At 72.5% G+C, this 18,829-nt stretch carries 17 protein-coding genes; 11 read left to right on the forward strand and 6 right to left on the reverse strand.

Annotation, left to right across the window (positions count from 1 at the left end):
• Positions 1 to 51 precede the first annotated feature (51 nt).
• A complete protein-coding gene (locus I5Q34_RS12035; protein WP_199892190.1) occupies positions 52 to 1,554 on the reverse strand; it encodes a SulP family inorganic anion transporter in 1,503 nt (500 codons plus the stop codon).
• Positions 1,555 to 2,144: 590 nt separating this feature from the next.
• Here I5Q34_RS12035 and proC point away from each other — a divergent pair.
• Positions 2,145 to 2,954, forward strand: coding sequence for a pyrroline-5-carboxylate reductase (gene proC / locus I5Q34_RS12040; protein WP_199892191.1), 810 nt, complete (start codon positions 2,145 to 2,147; stop codon positions 2,952 to 2,954).
• Positions 2,955 to 2,964: 10 nt separating this feature from the next.
• Here the strand turns inward: proC and trpS are convergent, their stop codons facing one another.
• Complete coding sequence (trpS, locus tag I5Q34_RS12045) at positions 2,965 to 3,963, reverse strand: tryptophan--tRNA ligase (RefSeq protein ID WP_199892192.1); 999 nt, start codon at positions 3,961 to 3,963, stop codon at positions 2,965 to 2,967.
• Positions 3,964 to 4,566: 603 nt separating this feature from the next.
• Here trpS and I5Q34_RS12050 point away from each other — a divergent pair.
• The 6 genes from I5Q34_RS12050 to I5Q34_RS12075 all read left to right on the forward strand — a co-directional run bounded on the left by I5Q34_RS12050 (position 4,567) and on the right by I5Q34_RS12075 (position 9,531).
• Entirely contained in the window at positions 4,567 to 5,739 is a 1,173-nt protein-coding gene (locus tag I5Q34_RS12050) for an acetoin utilization protein AcuC (protein ID WP_199892193.1), read from the forward strand.
• A gap of 85 nt (positions 5,740 to 5,824) precedes the next feature.
• Positions 5,825 to 6,631, forward strand: a complete 807-nt coding sequence (locus I5Q34_RS12055) for a phosphatase (protein ID WP_374193000.1) — start codon at positions 5,825 to 5,827, stop codon at positions 6,629 to 6,631.
• A 128-nt stretch (positions 6,632 to 6,759) separates the two neighbouring features.
• Positions 6,760 to 6,969 (forward strand): helix-turn-helix domain-containing protein, encoded by a 210-nt coding sequence (locus I5Q34_RS12060; RefSeq protein ID WP_154080489.1) that lies wholly within the window; start codon positions 6,760 to 6,762, stop codon positions 6,967 to 6,969.
• A gap of 110 nt (positions 6,970 to 7,079) precedes the next feature.
• Positions 7,080 to 7,178 carry a 30S ribosomal protein bS22 gene (locus I5Q34_RS12065; RefSeq protein ID WP_003948845.1) on the forward strand — a complete coding sequence of 33 codons (99 nt, stop codon included), beginning with the start codon at positions 7,080 to 7,082 and terminating at the stop codon, positions 7,176 to 7,178.
• A 260-nt stretch (positions 7,179 to 7,438) separates the two neighbouring features.
• Positions 7,439 to 8,485 carry an NAD-dependent epimerase/dehydratase family protein gene (locus tag I5Q34_RS12070; RefSeq protein WP_199892194.1) on the forward strand — a complete coding sequence of 349 codons (1,047 nt, stop codon included), beginning with the start codon at positions 7,439 to 7,441 and terminating at the stop codon, positions 8,483 to 8,485.
• Positions 8,486 to 8,499: 14 nt separating this feature from the next.
• Positions 8,500 to 9,531: a lysophospholipid acyltransferase family protein gene (locus tag I5Q34_RS12075; RefSeq protein ID WP_199892195.1), complete on the forward strand. Its 1,032-nt coding sequence runs from the start codon at positions 8,500 to 8,502 to the stop codon at positions 9,529 to 9,531.
• 107 nt (positions 9,532 to 9,638) lie between these two features.
• On the opposite strand, the gene I5Q34_RS12080 is transcribed toward I5Q34_RS12075, so the two are convergent.
• The 4 genes from I5Q34_RS12080 to I5Q34_RS12095 form a co-directional block, all read right to left on the reverse strand.
• Complete coding sequence (locus I5Q34_RS12080; RefSeq protein ID WP_199892196.1) at positions 9,639 to 10,862, reverse strand: DUF5667 domain-containing protein; 1,224 nt, start codon at positions 10,860 to 10,862, stop codon at positions 9,639 to 9,641.
• Between the two features lie 166 nt (positions 10,863 to 11,028).
• Positions 11,029 to 11,832 (reverse strand): ECF subfamily RNA polymerase sigma factor, BldN family, encoded by an 804-nt coding sequence (locus I5Q34_RS12085; protein ID WP_199892197.1) that lies wholly within the window; start codon positions 11,830 to 11,832, stop codon positions 11,029 to 11,031.
• Positions 11,833 to 12,262: 430 nt separating this feature from the next.
• On the reverse strand, positions 12,263 to 13,213 hold the full coding sequence (locus I5Q34_RS12090) for an HAD family phosphatase (RefSeq protein WP_199892198.1): 951 nt from the start codon (positions 13,211 to 13,213) through the stop codon (positions 12,263 to 12,265).
• A 103-nt stretch (positions 13,214 to 13,316) separates the two neighbouring features.
• A complete protein-coding gene (locus tag I5Q34_RS12095) occupies positions 13,317 to 13,586 on the reverse strand; it encodes a glutaredoxin family protein (RefSeq protein WP_374193001.1) in 270 nt (89 codons plus the stop codon).
• Positions 13,587 to 13,954: 368 nt separating this feature from the next.
• On the opposite strand from I5Q34_RS12095, the gene I5Q34_RS12100 reads away from it, so the two are divergent.
• The 4 genes from I5Q34_RS12100 (at position 13,955) to I5Q34_RS12115 (ending at position 18,825) form a co-directional block, all read left to right on the forward strand.
• Positions 13,955 to 14,728: a redox-sensing transcriptional repressor Rex gene (locus I5Q34_RS12100; protein ID WP_199892200.1), complete on the forward strand. Its 774-nt coding sequence runs from the start codon at positions 13,955 to 13,957 to the stop codon at positions 14,726 to 14,728.
• 73 nt (positions 14,729 to 14,801) lie between these two features.
• Positions 14,802 to 16,214, forward strand: a complete 1,413-nt coding sequence (locus I5Q34_RS12105; RefSeq protein ID WP_199892201.1) for a glutamyl-tRNA reductase — start codon at positions 14,802 to 14,804, stop codon at positions 16,212 to 16,214.
• Positions 16,211 to 17,179, forward strand: coding sequence for a hydroxymethylbilane synthase (gene hemC / locus I5Q34_RS12110; protein WP_199892202.1), 969 nt, complete (start codon positions 16,211 to 16,213; stop codon positions 17,177 to 17,179). Before I5Q34_RS12105 ends, hemC begins: the two co-directional genes overlap by 4 nt.
• Positions 17,176 to 18,825: a uroporphyrinogen-III synthase gene (locus I5Q34_RS12115; RefSeq protein ID WP_199892203.1), complete on the forward strand. Its 1,650-nt coding sequence runs from the start codon at positions 17,176 to 17,178 to the stop codon at positions 18,823 to 18,825. Before hemC ends, I5Q34_RS12115 begins: the two co-directional genes overlap by 4 nt.
• Positions 18,826 to 18,829: the final 4 nt, after the last annotated feature.

Raw genomic sequence — 18,829 nt, forward strand, 5'->3', positions numbered from 1 at the left:
CCACCCGCCAACGCGAACGCACCAGAACCAGCCCGACCTAACGGAGTCCTACTAGACCGTCATCATGCCCCCGCCCTCGAAGAGCACGGTGTGCCGCCCGGCCCAGTCGTCCAGCGCCTGCCGGCAGGCCCCGTCCATGTAGCGCAGGCCGCGGAGGTCGAGCTCGACGACGTTCCGTCCCGGCCGGGTCAGCGACTCCAGCTCGTCCAGCAGCTTCGGCAGCCGCAGGAAGGTGGCGTTGCCGACGACGCGCGCCCGGACGAAGCCCTCGCCGGCCCGGACCGTCTCCACCCGCACCTGGGACATCTCCCACGCCACCTTGACGGTCGCCAGCACCAGGCCGACGACGACCCCCTCGAAGAGGTTGGTCAGCACGATCGCCGCGGTGGTGGCGAGCAGGACGGCGGCCTCACCCCGGTGCCCCTGCCACAACCGGCCCAACTCCCGCCCCGGGAGCAGCTTCCACCCCGAGTGCACCAGCACCCCCGCGAGCGCGGCGACCGGGATCGCCTCCAGCGCCCAGGGCAGCAACGCGGCGAAGACCAGCAGCCACAGCCCCTGCAGCACGCGCGAGGTCTTCGTCCGCGCGCCCGCCCGGACGTTGGCCGAGCTGCGCACGATGACCGCGGTCATGGGCAGGGCACCGAGCATGCCGCACACCGTGTTGCCGGCGCCCTGGGCGATCAGCTCCTTGTCGTAGTCGGTGCGGGGGCCGTCGTGCATCCGGTCGACGGCGGCCGCGCCGAACAGCGCCTCGGCGGAGGCGATCAGGGCGAACGCCAGGACCGTGCCGAGAACGCCCACCTCGCCCAGCCGGAAGAAGTCGCTCCCGTCCGGCGGCTCGACCGCCTCCAGCAGCCCGTTCACCCGCACCCGGTCCACCGGCAGGTCCAGCGCGGCCACCGCGGCCGTCGCCAGCGCGACCGCGGCCAGCGGCGCGGGGAGCAGCCGGGCCCCGCGCCGCCAGCGTGACCACAGGACGAGGACGGCCACCGTGCCGCCGCCCACGGCGAGGGCGACCAGGGCCGGCGGCGATTCGAGCGTCCCGGTCAGCAGCAGGGCCAGCCCGCCGAGCTTCTCCAGGCCGCCCGCGGGCGCGTTGGCGTCGGCGAGCCGGTAGAGCTGGCCGGAGACCAGGACGATGCCGATCCCCGCGAGCATGCCCTGCACCACCGCCGCGGAGACCGCCCGGAACCAGCGGCCCATCCGCAGCAGGCCCATCGCGACCTGGACGACGCCGGTGGCGAGCACCAGGACGCCGAGCGCCTCCACACCGTGCTCGCGGACGGCCTCGTAGACGAGCGCGGTGAGCCAGGCGGCGGGGCCGCTGACCTGCAGGCTGCTGCCCGGCAGCAGTCCGGTGAGCAGTCCCCCGACTATTCCGGTGACCAGCCCCAGCTCCACCGGGACCCCGGACGTGACGGCGATCCCCGCGGAGAGCGGGACGGCTATGAGGAAGACGACGAGCGACGCGGAGAAGTCGGCGCGGAAGCCGGCCGCGCGGCCGAGGCGCGAGAGGGCGGTCCGGACGGGGCCGAGGACTGTGCGCTCCATGAGAGATGCCTCCAGCGCCCCCGGACGCGCACACCGCGCGCCGGGGGACAAGGTTCCGTCAAGGGACGAGTACGGGCGAGCGGATCGGGCAGCCTTTACGGGTCGTCGGCCCGGGGCCGGCCCGGAGGCCGGCCGGTGCGGGCTGTCGGGGACACGGATGCGCGGGGCGGGGCACGATGCGGAAGGCCGAGCACGGGCGGGGAGGGGGAGCGGGCCGGGGCGGACGTCGGGCTGGACGTTCGCACGGCGCCCACGGACGGGGGTGCGTCCCTGCCTCCTCCGGCATCCTGCCGCGAACACCCGGACACAGTCTGTCCAAAGGGCTCGGCCCATGGGCCGGACGGAGTGTTACCACGATGTAAACGCCGAGTCAGGCCGTCGGAAGAGCTACCTCCGTTCGCTCCGGCGGGCATCGGCAACCACACACGCCCCTTCCGTGCGCGCGGCGCCCCGGCGTCGTGCGCGGGCGCCCTCAGCTGCCGGCGGAGGCCGCGCGCCGGCGGACGAGGTGCGAAGATGACCGGACGGCCGGCCCACCGGGACCGCCGGCCGCCCGCCCCGAAGCCCAGCGCAGCGAAAAGGTGAGCACCGTGGCCCAGACAGTCGCCGTCCTCGGGACCGGAAAGATCGGGGAGGCGCTGCTCAGCGGCATGATCCGGGCCGGCTGGAAGCCGTCCGACCTGCTGTGCACGGCCCGCCGCGCCGAGCGCGCCGAGGCCCTGCGCGACCGCTACGGCGTCGAGGTCGTCGGCAACGCCGACGCCGCCAAGCGCGCCGACACCCTGATCCTGGCCGTCAAGCCGCAGGACATGGCGGCCCTCCTCGACGAGCTCGCCCCGCACCTGCCCGCCGACCGGCTGGTCATCAGCGCGGCGGCCGGCGTCCCCACCGCCTTCTTCGAGGAGCGGCTCCCGGCCGGCACCCCCGTCGTCCGCGTCATGCCCAACACCCCCGTCCTCGTCGACGAGGGCATGTCGGTGATCTCCGGCGGCACCCACGCCACCGAGGACCACCTGCTGCGCACCGAGGCGATCTTCAAGCCGGTCGGCAAGACGCTGCGCGTCCCCGAGTCCCAGCAGGACGCGGCGACCGCCCTCTCCGGCTCCGGCCCCGCGTACTTCTACTTCCTCGTCGAGGCCATGACCGACGCCGGCATCCTCCTCGGCCTGCCCCGGGACAAGGCGCACGACCTCATCGTCCAGGCCGCCATCGGCGCCGCCGTGATGCTCCGCGACAGCGGCGAACACCCCGTCAAGCTCCGCGAGGCGGTCACCTCCCCCGCCGGCACCACGATCAACGCCATCCGCGAGCTGGAGAAGCACGGGGTGCGGCACGCCCTCATCGCCGCCCTGGAGGCAGCCCGCGACCGCAGCCGCGAGCTGGCCTCCGGGACCGGCTGACCTTTACTCTTCACCCCGCCGGGAGCAGGCCGATCGCCCGGTACGCCGCGTCGACGGTCGGCCGCGCCAGCTCCCGCGCCCGCCGGGCGCCCTCCCGCAGGACGCCGTCCACGTACGCCGGATCGGCGGCCAGTTCGGCGTGCCGCTCGCGCACCGGACGCAGCAGCTCCACCACCGCGTCGGCGGTGTCCTTCTTCAACGCCCCGTACGAGGAGTAGCCCGCGGCCAGCTCCTCAGGCTGCTTGCCGGTGCAGGCCGCCAGCAGCTCCAGCAGGTTCGTCACCCCCGGCTTCGCCGCCCGGTCGTGCGCGACCTCGGACCCGCTGTCGGTCACCGCGCGCATCACCTTCCGGCGCACCACGTCCGCCTCGTCGAGCAGGTAGACGATCCCCGAGGTCTCGGCGTGCGACTTGCCCATCTTCGACGTCGGGTCCTGGAGATCCATGACCCGTGCGGCGACCCGCGGGAGCACGGCCCTGGGCACGACGAACGTCTGCCCGTACCGCTGGTTGAAGCGGACCGCCAGGTCCCGGGTCAGCTCGACGTGCTGCGCCTGGTCGTCGCCGACCGGCACCTCGTCCGCCCCGTAGGCGAGGATGTCCGCCGCCATCAGCACGGGATAGGTGAGCAGCGACAACCGCACGCCGCCACCGCCCTCCCGCTCGCGCGCCGACTTCTCCTTGTACTGGATCATCCGGCGCATCTCGCCGTCGGACGCCGTGCACTCCAGGAGATAGGAGAGGCGGGTGTGCTCGTCGACGTGACTCTGGACGAACAGGGTGCACCGGGCGGGATCCAGTCCCGCGGCGAGCAGGAGGGTGGCCGCCTGGCGGCTGAGCCGGCGGACCCTGGCCGGGTCGTGGTCCACGGTCAGCGCGTGCAGGTCGACGACGCAGAAGACGGCGTCGGCGCGGTGCTGGTCCGTCTCGACCCACTGCCGGACGGCGCCGAGGTAGTTGCCCAGGGTGAGGTGGCCGGTCGGTTTGATGCCGCTGAAGATCCGCGTCATGGCGAGGTTCGTCTCCTTGGTTCCTCGGTCGAGGGACCACCGCCAGGACAGCAAAAACGGCCGCCGAGGCGGCGGCCGTTGGGTGCGTGCGCGAGCTGCGCGAAGGGGGGGCCGCCGTCAGGCGGGCCACCACTGGCGCTTGCACGCGTGCTTGGTCATGCCCCCGACCGTACGCCCTCGAATCCCCTTGCGCCACGGGTTTGATCGGGGTTACGGGCTCGTGTAGGGTTCTTCGAGTTGCCACGGCGTCCGTGAGGAAGTCGGGGCGGCGCTTCACGCCAGCTCGGCGGGATTCACTACTGCACGGCCCTTGAACGGGATGGATTTCGGCATGCCGGAATTCGGTTCCGGACTCCGATTGGGAGTCGCGGGGGAAATCCGCTAAAGTAGTGATCACGCCGGAAGGCGCGAAACCCCTCTCCAACGGGGATCGGATTCAGGATCCGGGCCGGAAACGGAACGGAAAACGGATCGGTACTGCATGGGGGACCGTGTGGGAGAGTAGGACGCCGCCGAACTAAATTTGATAAAGCCGTAGGCCCCGTACCGTGAAAACGGTCCGGGGCCTACGGCTTTTTTGCGTTTACCGATACGGTGGCCGCCATGAGCGGTCGCGCACAGCTGATGTGGGACGAAGCGGTCACCGGCTATGACTTCGGTCCCGGACATCCCATGGACCCGGTTCGCCTCTCCCTCACGATGCGTCTGGTCGAGGCGTACGGCCTGGACAAGGCGATGCGCGTGGTGGCCGCCAGACCCGCCGGGGAGTCGACGCTGCGGCTGGTGCACCGTCAGGACTACATCGACGCCGTACGCGCGGCATCCGCAGATCCCCGGGCGGCCGACACCTCGTACGGCCTCGGGACGCCCGACGACCCCGCCTTCGAGGCCATGCACGACGCCGCCGCGCTGATCGCCGGGCAGTCCGTCGGCGCCGCCGAGGCCGTCTGGCGGGGCGAGGTCCTGCACGCGGTGAACTTCGCCGGCGGGCTGCACCACGCGATGCCCGGGGCGGCGTCCGGCTTCTGCGTGTACAACGACGCCGCCCTCGCCGTCGCGCGGCTGCTCGAACTCGGCGCGGAACGCGTCGCGTACGTCGACGTGGACGTGCACCACGGCGACGGGGTGCAGGCCGCGTTCTGGGCGGACCCCCGGGTCCTGACGGTCTCCCTGCACGAGCACCCCCACACCCTGTTCCCGCAGACGGGCTGGCCCGAGGAGACCGGGGCGCCCGGCGCCGAGGGTACGGCCGTGAACGTGGCGCTGCCGGCCGGAACGGGGGACGCGGGATGGCTGCGGGCCTTCCACGCCGTCGTACCGGAGCTGCTGGCGGCCTTCCGGCCGCAGGTGCTGGTGACCCAGCACGGCGCCGACACCCACTTCGAGGACCCGCTCGCCCATCTGACGGTGTCCCTGGACGCCCAGCGGCTGGCCGCGGAGGCCTGTCACGCCCTGGCCCACGAGCACGCCGGGGGCCGCTGGGTCTCCCTCGGCGGGGGCGGCTACGCGATCGTCGACGTGGTGCCGCGGGCCTGGACCCATCTGTGTGCCGTCGCCGCCGGGCGGCCGGTGGACCCCGAGTCCGCGGTGCCGGAGGAGTGGCGGGACGAAGTCTTCCGGCGCACACGGCAGTTGGGGCCGCTGCGGATGACGGACGGACTGCGGCCGGTGTGGCGGGACTTCGGGGCCTCCGGCTACGACCCGGCCGACCGCCTGGACCAGGCGGTGCTGGCCACCCGCCGCGCGGTCTTCCCGGCCCACGGCCTCCTGCCCTGACCGGCCGGACGGGCGCGCCGGCATCGGCACCCCGGCCTCCGCCCACGTCCCGTACCCCGGCTCTCCCGGCGGCGTTAGTCGGTGCGTGGAACGCTTGCGCGCACACCTGCTCGCGGCCGGCCTCGCCGGAACCGTGGCCACGACCCGGGAGCGGAGCCTCGCCCGCTACCGGCGGTTCGTCGCCCGGGACCCCCGGGTGCTGTTGGGGCTGGAGCCGGAAAGTGACTGGCGCTTTGAGGAATTGTTGCGCCTGATGGGTCGTCGGTGTGGAGTTTCGGCCGATCCCGCACATACTTCCGGGCATGATGTGATCGATCCCGATCGCACGCTTGAGGCACTCGGTGCCTTCGCCGAGCGTGTCGCCACGGTCGCCGCGACGGGCGCTCCGGTGCTGATCGGCACCGGCCACCCCCACCGGCTCCTGGGTTTCTACGCCGGGTTGGCCGCCGGTCTCTCAGCGGTGGGATGTGACGTCCTCACCCCTGCGCAGGGTCGAAGTATCGACATAACGACCCGGTTTGGCGTACGCACATACAACCTTGACTACGTCCGAGGAGTCGCGATGGTGCGCGAACCCGGCGCGTGCGCCACCGCGAATGAGCCCGGCGCACATACGCATTCACCCCTCCCGCTTCGTACTGCGCTCGCTGCGGCCGGAGATGGTGGCGGCCCGCTTCCGGCCCTGGTCATCGGGGACCACGGATGGGTCTGCGGGGCAGGTCAACTGGGCTTTGAGGCAATCGGACTGGCGGATTCCGACGACCCCGCGCCGTTCGTCGCCGAGGCCGAGGGGCGGGTGTCCGTCGTCGTTCCGCTTGATGACACTGTGCGGTCTGATTACTACCGACCGCTTACTCGCTATGTACTCAATCGAGCGTGTCTGTCACGGTAGGCGGCCGATGGCTGCTCCTCTTCCCCACTCGCATCACCCGCCCCTAATCTGGGGAGTGAGCGCGCAGCGACGAGGAGTCACCGGAGGGGAAGCCGGTGCGCGTCATGTGCGGAAGGTTCAGGTGTGTCATGGCTGCTGGCGAAAGGCCTCTCAACGAGGTCGTGTTCCTGACCGTGGCGGAAGTCGCCGCGGTGATGCGCGTGTCCAAGATGACCGTGTACCGCTTGGTGCACAGCGGTCATCTGCCGGCGATCCGGGTGGGTAGGTCCTTCCGGGTCCCAGAGCAGGCGGTGCACGAGTACCTCCGTGAGTCCTTCGTGGGGGTGGAAACCGCCTGACGAGGACCTCGGATTACGCTGTTCGCCCGGTGCCGGGTAGGCTGGCCCGATGTAGGTCGTGTGGGCTCGGACGCCCCGCACCGAGTGAATCGATGTAAGCGAGGGTAGTCGTGGGCTCTGTTATCAAGAAGCGGCGCAAGCGGATGGCCAAGAAGAAGCACCGCAAGCTGCTCAAGCGCACTCGCGTTCAGCGCCGCAACAAGAAGTAAGCGCTGCTGCAAGATCCAGGCAGCGTAGCTGTGTTCGTCCCGCAGCCCTCCCACCGCTCCGGCGGTGGGAGGGCTGCGGTGCGTCCGGGGCCCGCGCTGCCTGCGGTGCATCGCGGTGCGTGAGCCTCTCGCTACGGCTTGAAATGTCGCCCTGCGGACGGGCTCTCCTCACAGCGCCACGGCGACCCGCTACGGTGGCCGCCAACAGGGCAGCCGTTCCCGGGTGAGGGAGGGCCCGACCGAAGGGAAGGCGACTGATCTTGGGCAGGGTCGTGCTCGTCACCGGAGTCGCCCGTCGACTGGGCGGCCGCTTCGTCCGCCGCGTCCAGCGCGAGCCGGGTGTCGAACGGGTCATCGGGGTGGACGCGGTGCCACCCGGGCAGCATCTCGGCGGGGCCGATTTCGTACGGGCGGACATCCGCCACCCGGCGATCGCCAGGGTCCTGACCGAACACGCGGTGGACACCGTCGTCCACCTGGACGTCAACGGCACCCCCCTCGGCAAGCGGGGCAGCCGGACGGCGGTCAAGGAGACCAACGTCATCGGCACCATGCAGCTGCTGGGCGCCTGCCAGAAGACCCCGTCCGTGAAGCGGCTGGTGGTCAGGTCCAGCACCGGCGTCTACGGGTCCGCGCCGCGCGACCCGGCGGTCTTCACCGAGACCACGCCGCCCAAGTCGCTGCCCGGCGGCGGCTTCGCCAAGGACGCCGTCGAGGTCGAGGGCTATGTGCGCGGCTTCGCCCGCCGGCGGCCGGACGTGGCGGTGTGCGTGCTGCGCCTCGCCCACCTCCTGGGGCCCGCCGCCGACTCGCCGCTCGCCGAGTACTTCTCGCTGCCCGTGCTCCCCACGGTCCTGGGCTTCGACCCCCGGCTGCAGTTCCTGCACGAGGACGACGCCGTCGAGGTGCTGCGGATCGCCGCCGGGGAGCCCGCCAGGGGCACGTGGGGCAGCGGGACGTTCAACATCGCCGGGGACGGCGTGGTGCTGCTCTCCCAGGCCGCCAGGAGGCTCGGGCGCCCCACCCTCCCGTTCTTCCTCCCCAGCGTCACCTGGGCCGGCTCCGCGCTGCGCGCGCTGGGGATGCTGGACTTCTCCCCGGAGCAGGTCCGGCTGCTCACCCACGGCCGCGTCGTGGACACCACCCAGATGCGGGAGACCCTCGGCTTTCACCCCCGGTACACCTCGGCCGGGGCCTTCGCCGACTTCACGCGCAGCCGCGGCACCGGACTGCTGCCGCCGCACTCCCTCGCCCGTACCGTCGACCGGATCGCCGCCGCGGTGCCTGCCGGCCGCGGCCTGAACTGAGGAGCGCACGCAGCATGGCGGACGCGAAGGTCATCCCGTTCGGCGAGGAGCCGCGCTCCAAGCGGCGCTCCAGGCGCGGCGGCACGGCCCGTACGGACCGGACGGCGGCGCCGCTCGCGCCCGTCCCGCAGCCCCGCGACGAACGGCGGCCCGCGGCCCCGCAGGAGCCCGCGCAGGCCCCGGGCGGGGCGGGGGCCGCGGCGGGCCCGGGATGGGAGCGCAGGGTCGCCCACGGGCTGGAGTTCCTGCGCCGCCGGATCACGGGCGACTACGAGGTGGACGACTTCGGCTTCGACAAGGAGCTCACCGACCAGGTCCTGATGTCGGCGCTGCGCCCGCTGTACGAGAAGTACTTCCGGGTCGAGGTGCGGGGCATCGAGAACATCCCCGAGAAGGGCGCGGCCCTGGTCGTCGCCAACCACTCCGGGACCCTGCCGATCGACGGCCTGATGCTCCAGGTCGCCGTGCACGACCACCACCCGGCGGGGCGGCACATCCGGATGCTCGCCGCGGACCTGGTCTTCATGCTGCCGGTGGTCAACGAGGTCTCCCGCAAGCTCGGGCACACCCTGGCCTGCGCCGAGGACGCGCAGCGGCTGCTGGAGCGCGGCGAGGTGGTCGGGGTCATGCCGGAGGGCTTCAAGGGGATCGGCAAGCCGTTCTCCGAGCGGTACCGGCTGCAGCGCTTCGGGCGGGGCGGCTTCGTCTCCACGGCGCTGCGGGCCGGGGCGCCGATCGTGCCGTGCTCGATCGTCGGGGCGGAGGAGATCTACCCGATGGTCGGCAACTCCAAGACGCTGGCGAGGCTGTTGGGGCTGCCGTACTTCCCGCTGACGCCGACGTTCCCCTGGCTGGGGCCGCTGGGGGCGGTGCCGCTGCCGACGAAGTGGACGATCCAGTTCGGCGAGCCGGTGCCCACGGACGGGTATCCGCCGGAGGCGGCGGACGATCCGATGCTGATGTTCAACCTCACCGACCAGGTGCGGGAAACGATTCAGCACACGCTCTACAAGCTGCTCGTGCAACGGCGGTCGGTGTTCTTCTGACCCTCGGGTCCTGCGATGACCCTCGGATCTTCCGACACCGACCGCCGTGGGAACCGACGTTGAACTGATCGCGGCTGACGACCGCGATCAATTCCGGTCCTGCGTGATCACCTCTGATCCTCGCCGTGGATGCCCAGCCCGGGAAGGATGTCCGGGAGCAGCGGCGGGATGATGACGTCCGGCTGCTTGGACGGCTTGCCGTCCTTGCCGCGCGGCGTACCGGACGGGCTCTGGCCCTGGCCCTGGCTCTCGGACGGGGACGCCGGGCGCAGCAGCCCCGTGCCGCCGAGGAGCCCTTCCTGCTCCTCCTGGCTGCCCGTGGACGGCTGGGCGGGCCGGTCGGTCGCGTGCTTGCCGCCGCCGGAGGACCTGTGGGGCGACGGAGCGCCGTGGGACGGGCTGCCCGGCGCGCCGGAGCGCGCGGGGGCGCCGCCCTTGCCGTGGGCCGGGTGGCGGTCGTGCCCCTGCAGCAGGGACTGCAGCGGCTCGATCTCGTCGTCTATGGCCCTGAACGCCGAACTGACCTGGTCCCGTACGTCGTTGAGCGGGAGCGGCAGCCGGTCGCGCAGCTGGCTCCAGCCCTCGCGGTGCGAGGTGTTGAACGTGGAGAGCAGCTTGAGCGGGCCGAGGGAGCCGTCGCGCTCGTAGGCGGCGCGGAGCAGGCGGTGGCCCTCCGAGACGTCCTGGCGCATGCCCGAGAGGGTCCGGCGGATCTCGCCCAGCGACTCGTGGTCCAGATGGCCGGAGCGGCCGCGCTCCATGAGGCGCCGGGCCTCGTGGAACCGGGTGGACGCCTGGTCGAGGAGGATGCCGCCGCGCTCGGAGTCGCTGTCGGCCATGCCGTACTTCAGGTCCTCCATGCCGCGCTTGAGGCCGTAGAGCGTGTCACCGGGGAGGGCGTTGGAGCTGGCGGCGGCGACGCCGCCGAGCGCTCCGGCGGCCACGCCCACGGTGAGCCCGCCGGCCGCCAGCCCCTTGGACCAGCGGGAGCGCGGCTTGAGGCGGCTCAGCGGATTGGCCCGGTGGGCCCCCCGGCCGGCGGCCCGGTCGCCCGGGGCCCGGCGGGGCTCGGGAACCGTGGCGGCGCCGCCGCCCGCGAACTGGGCCTCCATGGCGGCGATCAGCTGCGCCCGCTGGACGGTCCTGACCTCGGGATCGAGCTCAGGGGCGGGCAGTTGTGACAGCCCGCCCGCCAGCGTCAGCAGCTTCCCCTGCCCGGCGTCGTCCGCCGGGGGGCCGGTTCGTGCGGCCGCCTCGCCCTGGAGTTCCTGCTCCTCCAGGGCTTGGGCGAAGGCGTTCGCCCGCCGGTGCGCCGAAACGTTCGCGATCACTGGCGGCACCTCCTCTCGTCATGACGATCGACTCCCCCGAATACCTGGAGGTTGCACGCCTTGAGTGCATCCACTCGATCGAGTGAGTGATTGCGGGCATGGCGCGACGCGGGAAGTCTGCATCCCGGACAACGAGCGGCGTGGCAGTCGGGTTACGCGGCGGCGTTCAGCGGGCGTCGTCGGGGAGGAGCCGGGCGAGGGTGCGGACGGCGCGGTACTGCAGGGTCTTGATCGCGCCCTCGTTCTTCCCCATGACCCGGGCCGTCTCGGCGACCGACAGGCCCTGGAGGAAGCGGAGGGTCACGCACTCCTGCTGCTGCGGGTTGAGCTTGCGCACCGCCTCCAACAGGGCGGCGTTGGAAAGGGATTCGAGGACGGAGTCCTCGGGGCTGCGCTCGACCTCGTTGGCGTCGAGCATCTCGCCGGTGGTGACCTCCAGGCGGAAGCGGGAGGACTTGAAGTGGTCGGCGACGAGGTTGCGGGCGATGGTCACCAGCCAGGCGCCGAAGTCGCGGCCCTGCCAGGTGAAGGTGCCGATGCGGCGCAGGGCGCGCAGGAACGTCTCGCTGGTCAGGTCCTCGGCCGTGGCCCGGCCTCCGACGCGGTAGTAGATGTAGCGGTAGACGGTGTCGGCGTACTGGTCGTAGAGCCGGCCGAAGGCCTCGGCCTCGCCGGCCTGGGCGCGCTCGACCAGGTCCAGCATGCGGGCGCTGTCGCTGTCGGCGCTGGGCCGACGGGTGGTGGTGGCGGCGCCGGTGCCGCGCCGGGCGCGTCTGCCGACCGCGGCGCCGGCCTCGGCGAGGGCGTAGCAGGGGCTCCGCTGCCCGGCAGAGCCTACGGCTACCGCGGGGGCGAGCGTGGCGAAGGCGGGGACGGCGTACGCGGTGGGGACGAAGCCGCGCAGGCGGTCGACGACCGCTGCGCGCAGCGTAGCCAGGCCCGAGGCGTCAACCCCGACGTGTGGGTACACGGGACTCCCAGAGGCAGAGCTTCCATCACGTGCAGTGCCGGACCGTTCACTCGTCGTAGGGACAAGCGAGGGACCGGTTTGCGTCTGAGGAGAATAACCCTTCGTACAGGCAGCGCTACGCCGAGTTGCTCAATTCATCGTTTCCGTTCGCTCTCTCGCCTATTGCCGCCCGTTCAAATATCGAACCGAGAGCAGAAGTTGACCGTATTTGCTTTGGGTGTGGCCGATTGGGCAGCGTGTTGTGGTAATCCGGACACGGCAGGACTGCCGGGGGTTGTGTGGGGGTATGACAACCGGATTGCCTGTGGGGGACGAGTGGTGACGCTGCGTTATTGAAGTCGCGTCGGCGGCTCGCCTGCGTGATCGCCCGATCCGGTGAAGCGGTGTGCTGACGGTGTTCCGGGCCAGGTCAGGGCTGGGTCAAGGGCGTTCAGCGGCGACGGCGGTGCAGCGCGGCGGCCGCGGCCGCGCCGCCGGCCAGGGCGCCGAGGCCCACCGCGGCGGGAATGCCGATCCGGGCCGCCTTGCGGCCGGTGCGGTAGTCGCGCAGCCGCCAGCCGCGCTCGCGGGCGTGCTCGCGCAGCCCGGCGTCGGGGTTGACCGCGCAGGGGTGGCCGACCAGCGAGAGCATCGGGATGTCGTTGGCGGAGTCGCTGTAGGCGGCGCAGCGGGACAGGTCCAGGCCCTCGGCCGCGGCGAGCGCGCGGACGGCCTCGGCCTTGGCCGGGCCGTGCAGCATCTCGCCGACGAGCCGCCCGGTGTAGACGCCGCCGACGGATTCGGCGACGGTGCCGAGCGCGCCGGTCAGGCCGAGCCGGCGGGCGATGATCGTCGCGGTCTCCACCGGGGCGGCGGTGACCAGCCAGACCTTCTGGCCCGCGTCGAGGTGGGCCTGGGCGAGGGCGCGGGTGCCGGGCCAGATGCGCTCGGCCATGTACTCGTCGTAGATCTCCTCGCCCACGGCCATGAGTTCGCAGACGCGGTGGCCCTTGACGATGGACAGGGCGCTGTCGCGCGCGTCCTGGATGTGCGCGGGGTCCTCGATGCCGGCCAGCCGGAACCAGGTCTGCTGCCAGGCGAAGCGGGCGAGTTCGCGCTTGCGGAAGAAGTGCCGCTTGTAGAGGCCGCGGCCGAAGTGGAAGAGCGCGGCGCCCTGCATCACGGTGTTGTCGAGGTCGAAGAACGCGGCGGCCTTCACGTCGCCGGCGACGGGGAACTCCGGCTCGGGGGCCGGTGCGGCCTCCTCGAGCCGCTCCTGTTCCTGTTCGTGCTCCTGGGCGGACTTGCGGGCCGCCTCCGCCGCCGCTTCGCCCGCCCGCACGCTGCGTGCGGTGGCGGGGCGGCGGGGGGTGAGCCGGGTGAGCCATCCAAGTGCGGCCATGCGGCGAGCATAGCCAGTTTGTTCGGAGCACTCGGTGCGGGAGCAAACCCTTGGCGTGAACTCTACGTGTCGGTAACGTCACATGGTCCCGCGATGCGGGTGGTCAGCCGCCGAGCGCCTTGCGCAGCCGGGCCGGGTCCACGCGCCAGAAGTCGTGCTGGGCGCCGTCCACGAGGACGACCGGGATCTGCTCCCAGTACTTGCGGTGCAGTTCCTCGTCCTGGGTGATGTCCTTCTTCTCCCAGCGGGCGCCGAGTTCTCCGCAGACGGCCGAGATGACGGACTCGGCGTCGTCGCACAGGTGGCAGCCGGGCTTGCCGATGAGGGTGACGACGCGGTCGGCGGGGTTCTTGCGGCGGCGCAGCAGACTCATGACGCCCATTGTGCCCGGGCGCGGGCCGGGGCTCCGGAGGGTTCCCGGCGGGCGGATTTGGGTGCCTGAGTCGACTACCATCGTGGGCGATTTGTTGGTGTCCGGGAGTTTTTCCGGCCGGGGACGAGGAGTGAGCGCCCATGCCCCCGTCCGCCGACCCCTGGTGCGGGTGCGACGTGTGTGACCGTCGCCGCATGGGGCCCAATGGTTCCCCGCTCGGGCCGAAAGGCCGCGTGACACCCATCACTTTGCCCGGACAAAGCGGACACCATCTTTGTGCACGCGTTCACAAAGACATAGCCTGCATACGACGGGGCGGTCCTGGGACGAGGCGCCGCCTGCAGCCCCGCTCTACCCGCAGGAGCACCGTGGCAACTGGCCGAACTCACCGACCGGCGACCCGAAGCCGAGGGATTCCCGAGGCCACCGTCGCCCGGCTTCCGCTGTATCTGCGCGCGCTGACCGCGCTCTCCGAGCGCTCGGTCCCCACGGTCTCCTCCGAGGAGCTCGCGACGGCGGCGGGCGTCAACTCCGCCAAGCTCCGCAAGGACTTCAGCTACCTCGGCTCGTACGGCACCCGAGGGGTCGGCTACGACGTCGAGTACCTCGTCTACCAGATCTCCCGCGAGCTCGGCCTGACCCAGGACTGGCCGGTCGTCATCGTCGGCATCGGCAACCTCGGCGCGGCCCTCGCCAACTACGGCGGCTTCGCCTCCCGCGGCTTCCGCGTCGCGGCCCTGATCGACGCCGACCCCGCGATGGCGGGCAAGCCGGTGGCCGGGCTGCCGGTGCGCCACACCGACGACCTCGAGGAGATCGTCAGCGAGAACGGCGTTTCCATCGGCGTCATCGCCACCCCGGCCGGCGCCGCCCAGCAGGTCTGCGACCGCCTGGTCGCCGCCGGGATCACCTCGATCCTCAACTTCGCGCCCACCGTGCTCTCCGTGCCCGACGGGGTGGACGTGCGCAAGGTCGACCTGTCGATCGAGCTCCAGATCCTCGCCTTCCACGAGCAGCGCAAGGCCGGCGAGGAGACCGGTGCGGCCGTGCGCCGCGCCGTCGCCGGCCGGCCCGCCGCCGCGCCGGGCCGCGAGGGCCGGAAGGGACCCGACGGGGACGTCCCCGCCGTGATGCCGGCATGAGCGAGCGCAGCGAGCGAATCATGAGAAGGTGCGCCCAAGGCGAAGGCTTGCCCGAGCGAAGCGAGGGAAAAGCATGAGCCTTCTCGTTGTTGGACTGAGCCACCGCAGCGCGCCGGTGAGCGTGCTGGAGCGGGCCTCCCTCGCCCAGCAGGCGCGGGCCGCGCTGGTGCACGACGTCCTCGCGGCCGAACCGGCCACCGAGGCGGCCGTGCTCGCCACCTGCAACCGCATCGAGCTCTACGCCGACGTGGACAAGTTCCACGCCGGCGTCGCCGAGCTGTCCACCCTGCTCGCCCGGCACACGGGCGTCGGCCTGGACGAGCTCACCCCGCACCTCTACGTGCACTACGAGGACCGCGCCGTCCACCACCTCTTCTCGGTGGCCTGCGGCCTGGACTCGATGGTCGTCGGCGAGGGCCAGATCCTCGGCCAGATCAAGGACGCGCTCGCCCTCGGCCAGGAGCTGCACACCGCCGGCCGGCTGCTGAACGATCTCTTCCAGCAGGCGCTGCGGGTCGGCAAGCGGGCGCACAGCGAGACCGGCATCGACAAGGCCGGCCAGTCCCTGGTCACCTTCGGCCTGGAGCAGCTGGCCGGGGACGCGGCCGTCGCCGACTGGGCGGCGGGCAAGCGCGCCCTGGTCATCGGCGCGGGCTCGATGTCCTCGCTCGCCGCGGCCACGCTCGCCCGCGCCGGGGTGGCCCATGTGGCCGTCGCCAACCGGACGTTGGAGCGGGCCGAGCGGCTCGCTCGGATCCTCGCGGAGCCGGGCGCGGGCCACCGCGCGACCGCGAGCGCCGTCGAGATGTCCGCCGTTCCGGACGAACTCGCCGCCGCGGACGTCGTGGTGTCCTGCACGGGTGCGACGGGCCTGGTGCTGACCGCCGGGACGGTCGCCGCCGCGCTGGCCGCCAAGGACGGCGCGGTGTGCCCGGTCGACGCCGACTGCGCGGAGGCCGCGCCCGCCGGCGTCCGCCTGGCCCTCCTCGACCTCGCCATGCCCCGCGACGTCGACGCCGCCGCGCACCGCCTCGACGGCGCGCACCTGGTGGACATCGAGACGCTGGCCGAGGCGTCCGCGGACGCGCCGATGGCGTCGGACGTGGACCAGGTCCGGTCCATCGTCGCGGACGAGGTGGCCTCCTTCGGCGCCGCCCAGCGCGCCGCGCACATCACCCCGACCGTGGTCGCCCTGCGCACCATGGCCGCGGACGTGGTCGCCGGCGAGATCGCCCGGCTCGACGGCCGGCTGCCCGGACTGGACGACAAGCAGCGGGCCGAGATCACCCAGACCGTACGCCGTGTCGTCGACAAGCTCCTGCACGCGCCCACCGTGCGGGTCAAGGAGCTGGCCGCCACCCCCGGCGGCGCCGGTTACGCCGACGCCCTGCGGGAGCTCTTCGACCTCGACCCGCAGGCCGTCGCGGCCGTCAGCCGGGCCGACACACGGCTCGCCACCGAGAACAACGCACGGGAGTCGGCATGAACGGCAATCCGTCCACCCCGCTGCGCCTGGGCACCCGGCGCAGCAAGCTGGCCATGGCGCAGTCGGGCCTGGTCGCCGAAGAGGTGCGCCGGGTGACCGGCCGGCCGGTCGAGCTGGTGGAGATCACCACCTACGGCGACGTCTCGCGCGAGCACCTCGCGCAGATCGGCGGCACCGGCGTCTTCGTCTCCGCGCTGCGCGACGCGCTGCTCGCGGGCGAGATCGACTTCGCCGTGCACTCGCTCAAGGACCTGCCGACCGCCCAGCCGGAGGACCTCGCGCTGGCCGCGGTCCCGCTGCGCGAGGACCCGCGCGACGCGCTGGTCGCCCGCGACGGGATGACCTTCGAGGACCTCCCCGACGGCGCCCGGATCGGCACCGGTTCGCCGCGCCGCATGGCCCAGCTCAACGCCTGGGCCCGGACGCTCGGCAAGGAGATCGAGACGGTCCCGATCCGGGGCAACATCGACACCCGGCTGGGCTTCGTGGAGAAGGGCGAGCTGGACGCCGTCGTCCTGGCCGCCGCCGGGCTGAACCGGATCGGCCGCGCCGACCGGGTCACGCAGTTCCTGGAGCCCGACACGGTTTTGCCCGCCCCCGGCCAGGGGGCCCTGGCGATCGAGTGCGTCGCGGACAACGCGCCGCTCGTCGCCGCGCTCGCGCAGCTCGACGACCCGCACACCCGGGCCGCCGTGACCGCCGAGCGTTCCCTGCTCGCCGCCCTGGAGGCCGGCTGCTCCGCACCCGTGGGTGCGTTGGCCGACCTGTTGGGAGACGGGCAGTCCGTCACCGAAATGCGCCTGCGCGGCGTCGTCGGCAGCACCGACGGCACCACGCTGGTGCAGCTGTCCACCACCGGTCCCGTACCCGCGTCGGAAGACGACGCCCTGGCCCTCGGCCGCGAACTCGCGGCGGAGATGCTGGACAAGGGTGCGGCCGGTCTGATGGGGGAGCGAGCACTTTGAACCCCACCGCCCCGAACCACCCCGCGCACGGGCACGTCACCTTCCTCGGTGCCGGCCCCGGAGACCCGGGACTGCTGACGCTGCGCGCCGTGGAGGCGCTGGCGGCCGCCGATGTCCTGGTGGCCGATCCACAGGTGCTGGATGTGGTGCGTGCGCATGCCCGCCCGCAGGTGGACATGCCTGCGCAGACGGTTGCTGACGAGTCGTCAAGGGCCGCCGACATCCCGGTGCTCCGGGACACCGCCAATCTTGTCATGTCGGCCGCGCGCGGCGGCAAGCGGGTCGTGCGTGCGGTGCTCGGCGACCCCGGGCTCGACGGCAACGCGGCGGAGGAGATGCTCGCCTGCGCCGCCGAGGGCATCACCTTCGAGGTGGTCCCGGGCATCGCCACCGCCGTCGGCGTGCCCGCCTACGCCGGTGTCCCGCTGCGCGACGGCAAGGGCGCGGACGTGCGCTTCGTCGACGCCCGCACCGCCACGGACACCTGCTGGTCGGAGGCCGGCGCCAGCGAGGCGACGGTCGTGGTGACGACCGCCCTCGACGCGGTGGCCGCGGCCGCCGCCGAGCTGGTCTCCGCCGGCCGCAAGCCCGAGACGCCGCTGAGCGTCACGGTCGCCGGCACCACCACCCGCCAGCGCACCTGGACCGCCACGCTCGGCAGCATCGCCCAGGTCCTCAAGGCCGCCAAGGTGCTGCCGTCGCCCGACGGCGGCCAGCCCGTGATAGCCGTGGTCGGCGAGCACAGCGCGGCCGAGCGGCGCGAGCCGCTGTCGTGGTTTGAGTCCAAGCCGCTCTTCGGCTGGAACGTCCTCGTGCCGCGCACCAAGGAGCAGGCCGCCTCGCTCTCCGACCAGCTCCGCTCCTACGGTGCCGTGCCGCACGAGGTGCCGACCATCGCGGTCGAACCCCCGCGCACCCCGCAGCAGATGGAGCGCGCGGTCAAGGGCCTGGTCACCGGCCGCTACGAGTGGATCGCCTTCACCTCCGTGAACGCCGTCAAGGCGGTGCGCGAGAAGTTCGAGGAGTACGGGCTCGACGCCCGGGCCTTCGCCGGGATCAAGGTCGCGGCCGTCGGCGAGCAGACCGCCAGGTCGCTGATCGAGTTCGGCGTCAAGCCGGACCTGGTGCCGAGCGGCGAGCAGTCGGCCGCCGGGCTGCTGGAGGACTGGCCGCCCTACGACCCGGTCTTCGACCCGATCGACCGCGTCTTCCTGCCGCGTGCCGACATCGCCACCGAGACCCTGGTGGCCGGCCTGATCGAGCTGGGCTGGGAGGTGGACGACGTCACGGCCTACCGGACCGTGCGCGCCTCGCCGCCCCCGGCCGAGACCCGCGAGGCGATCAAGGGCGGCGGCTTCGACGCCGTGCTCTTCACGTCCTCGTCCACCGTGCGGAACCTGGTCGGCATCGCCGGCAAGCCGCACAACGTCACCGTCATCGCCTGCATCGGCCCCGCCACCGCGAAGACCGCGGAGGAACACGGCCTGCGGGTGGATGTGCTGTCGCCCGAGCCCTCGGTGCACAAGCTCGCCGAGGCGCTCGCGGAGTTCGGGGCCGCGCGGCGCGACGCCGCGATCGAGGCCGGGGATCCGGTCACGCGCCCGAGCGAGCGACGGCCCGGATCACGCAGAAGGGCACGGAGTTGAGCAC

The organism is Streptomyces sp. AV19 (assembly GCF_015999245.1).
In the GTDB taxonomy this organism is placed as follows: Bacteria; Actinomycetota; Actinomycetes; order Streptomycetales; family Streptomycetaceae; genus Streptomyces.

Bases quoted from the DNA above. Each gene is read 5' to 3' on its own strand.
- I5Q34_RS12090 (WP_199892198.1), bottom strand. From the start codon at position 13,213: ATGGCCGCACTTGGATGGCTCACCCGGCTCACCCCCCGCCGCCCCGCC.
- hemC (WP_199892202.1), top strand. From the start codon at position 16,211: ATGAACGGCAATCCGTCCACCCCGCTGCGCCTGGGCACCCGGCGCAGC.
- I5Q34_RS12035 (WP_199892190.1), bottom strand. From the start codon at position 1,554: ATGGAGCGCACAGTCCTCGGCCCCGTCCGGACCGCCCTCTCGCGCCTC.
- I5Q34_RS12060 (WP_154080489.1), top strand. From the start codon at position 6,760: ATGGCTGCTGGCGAAAGGCCTCTCAACGAGGTCGTGTTCCTGACCGTG.
- I5Q34_RS12095 (WP_374193001.1), bottom strand. From the start codon at position 13,586: ATGAGTCTGCTGCGCCGCCGCAAGAACCCCGCCGACCGCGTCGTCACC.
- I5Q34_RS12105 (WP_199892201.1), top strand. From the start codon at position 14,802: ATGAGCCTTCTCGTTGTTGGACTGAGCCACCGCAGCGCGCCGGTGAGC.
- I5Q34_RS12050 (WP_199892193.1), top strand. From the start codon at position 4,567: ATGAGCGGTCGCGCACAGCTGATGTGGGACGAAGCGGTCACCGGCTAT.
- I5Q34_RS12075 (WP_199892195.1), top strand. From the start codon at position 8,500: ATGGCGGACGCGAAGGTCATCCCGTTCGGCGAGGAGCCGCGCTCCAAG.
- trpS (WP_199892192.1), bottom strand. From the start codon at position 3,963: ATGACGCGGATCTTCAGCGGCATCAAACCGACCGGCCACCTCACCCTG.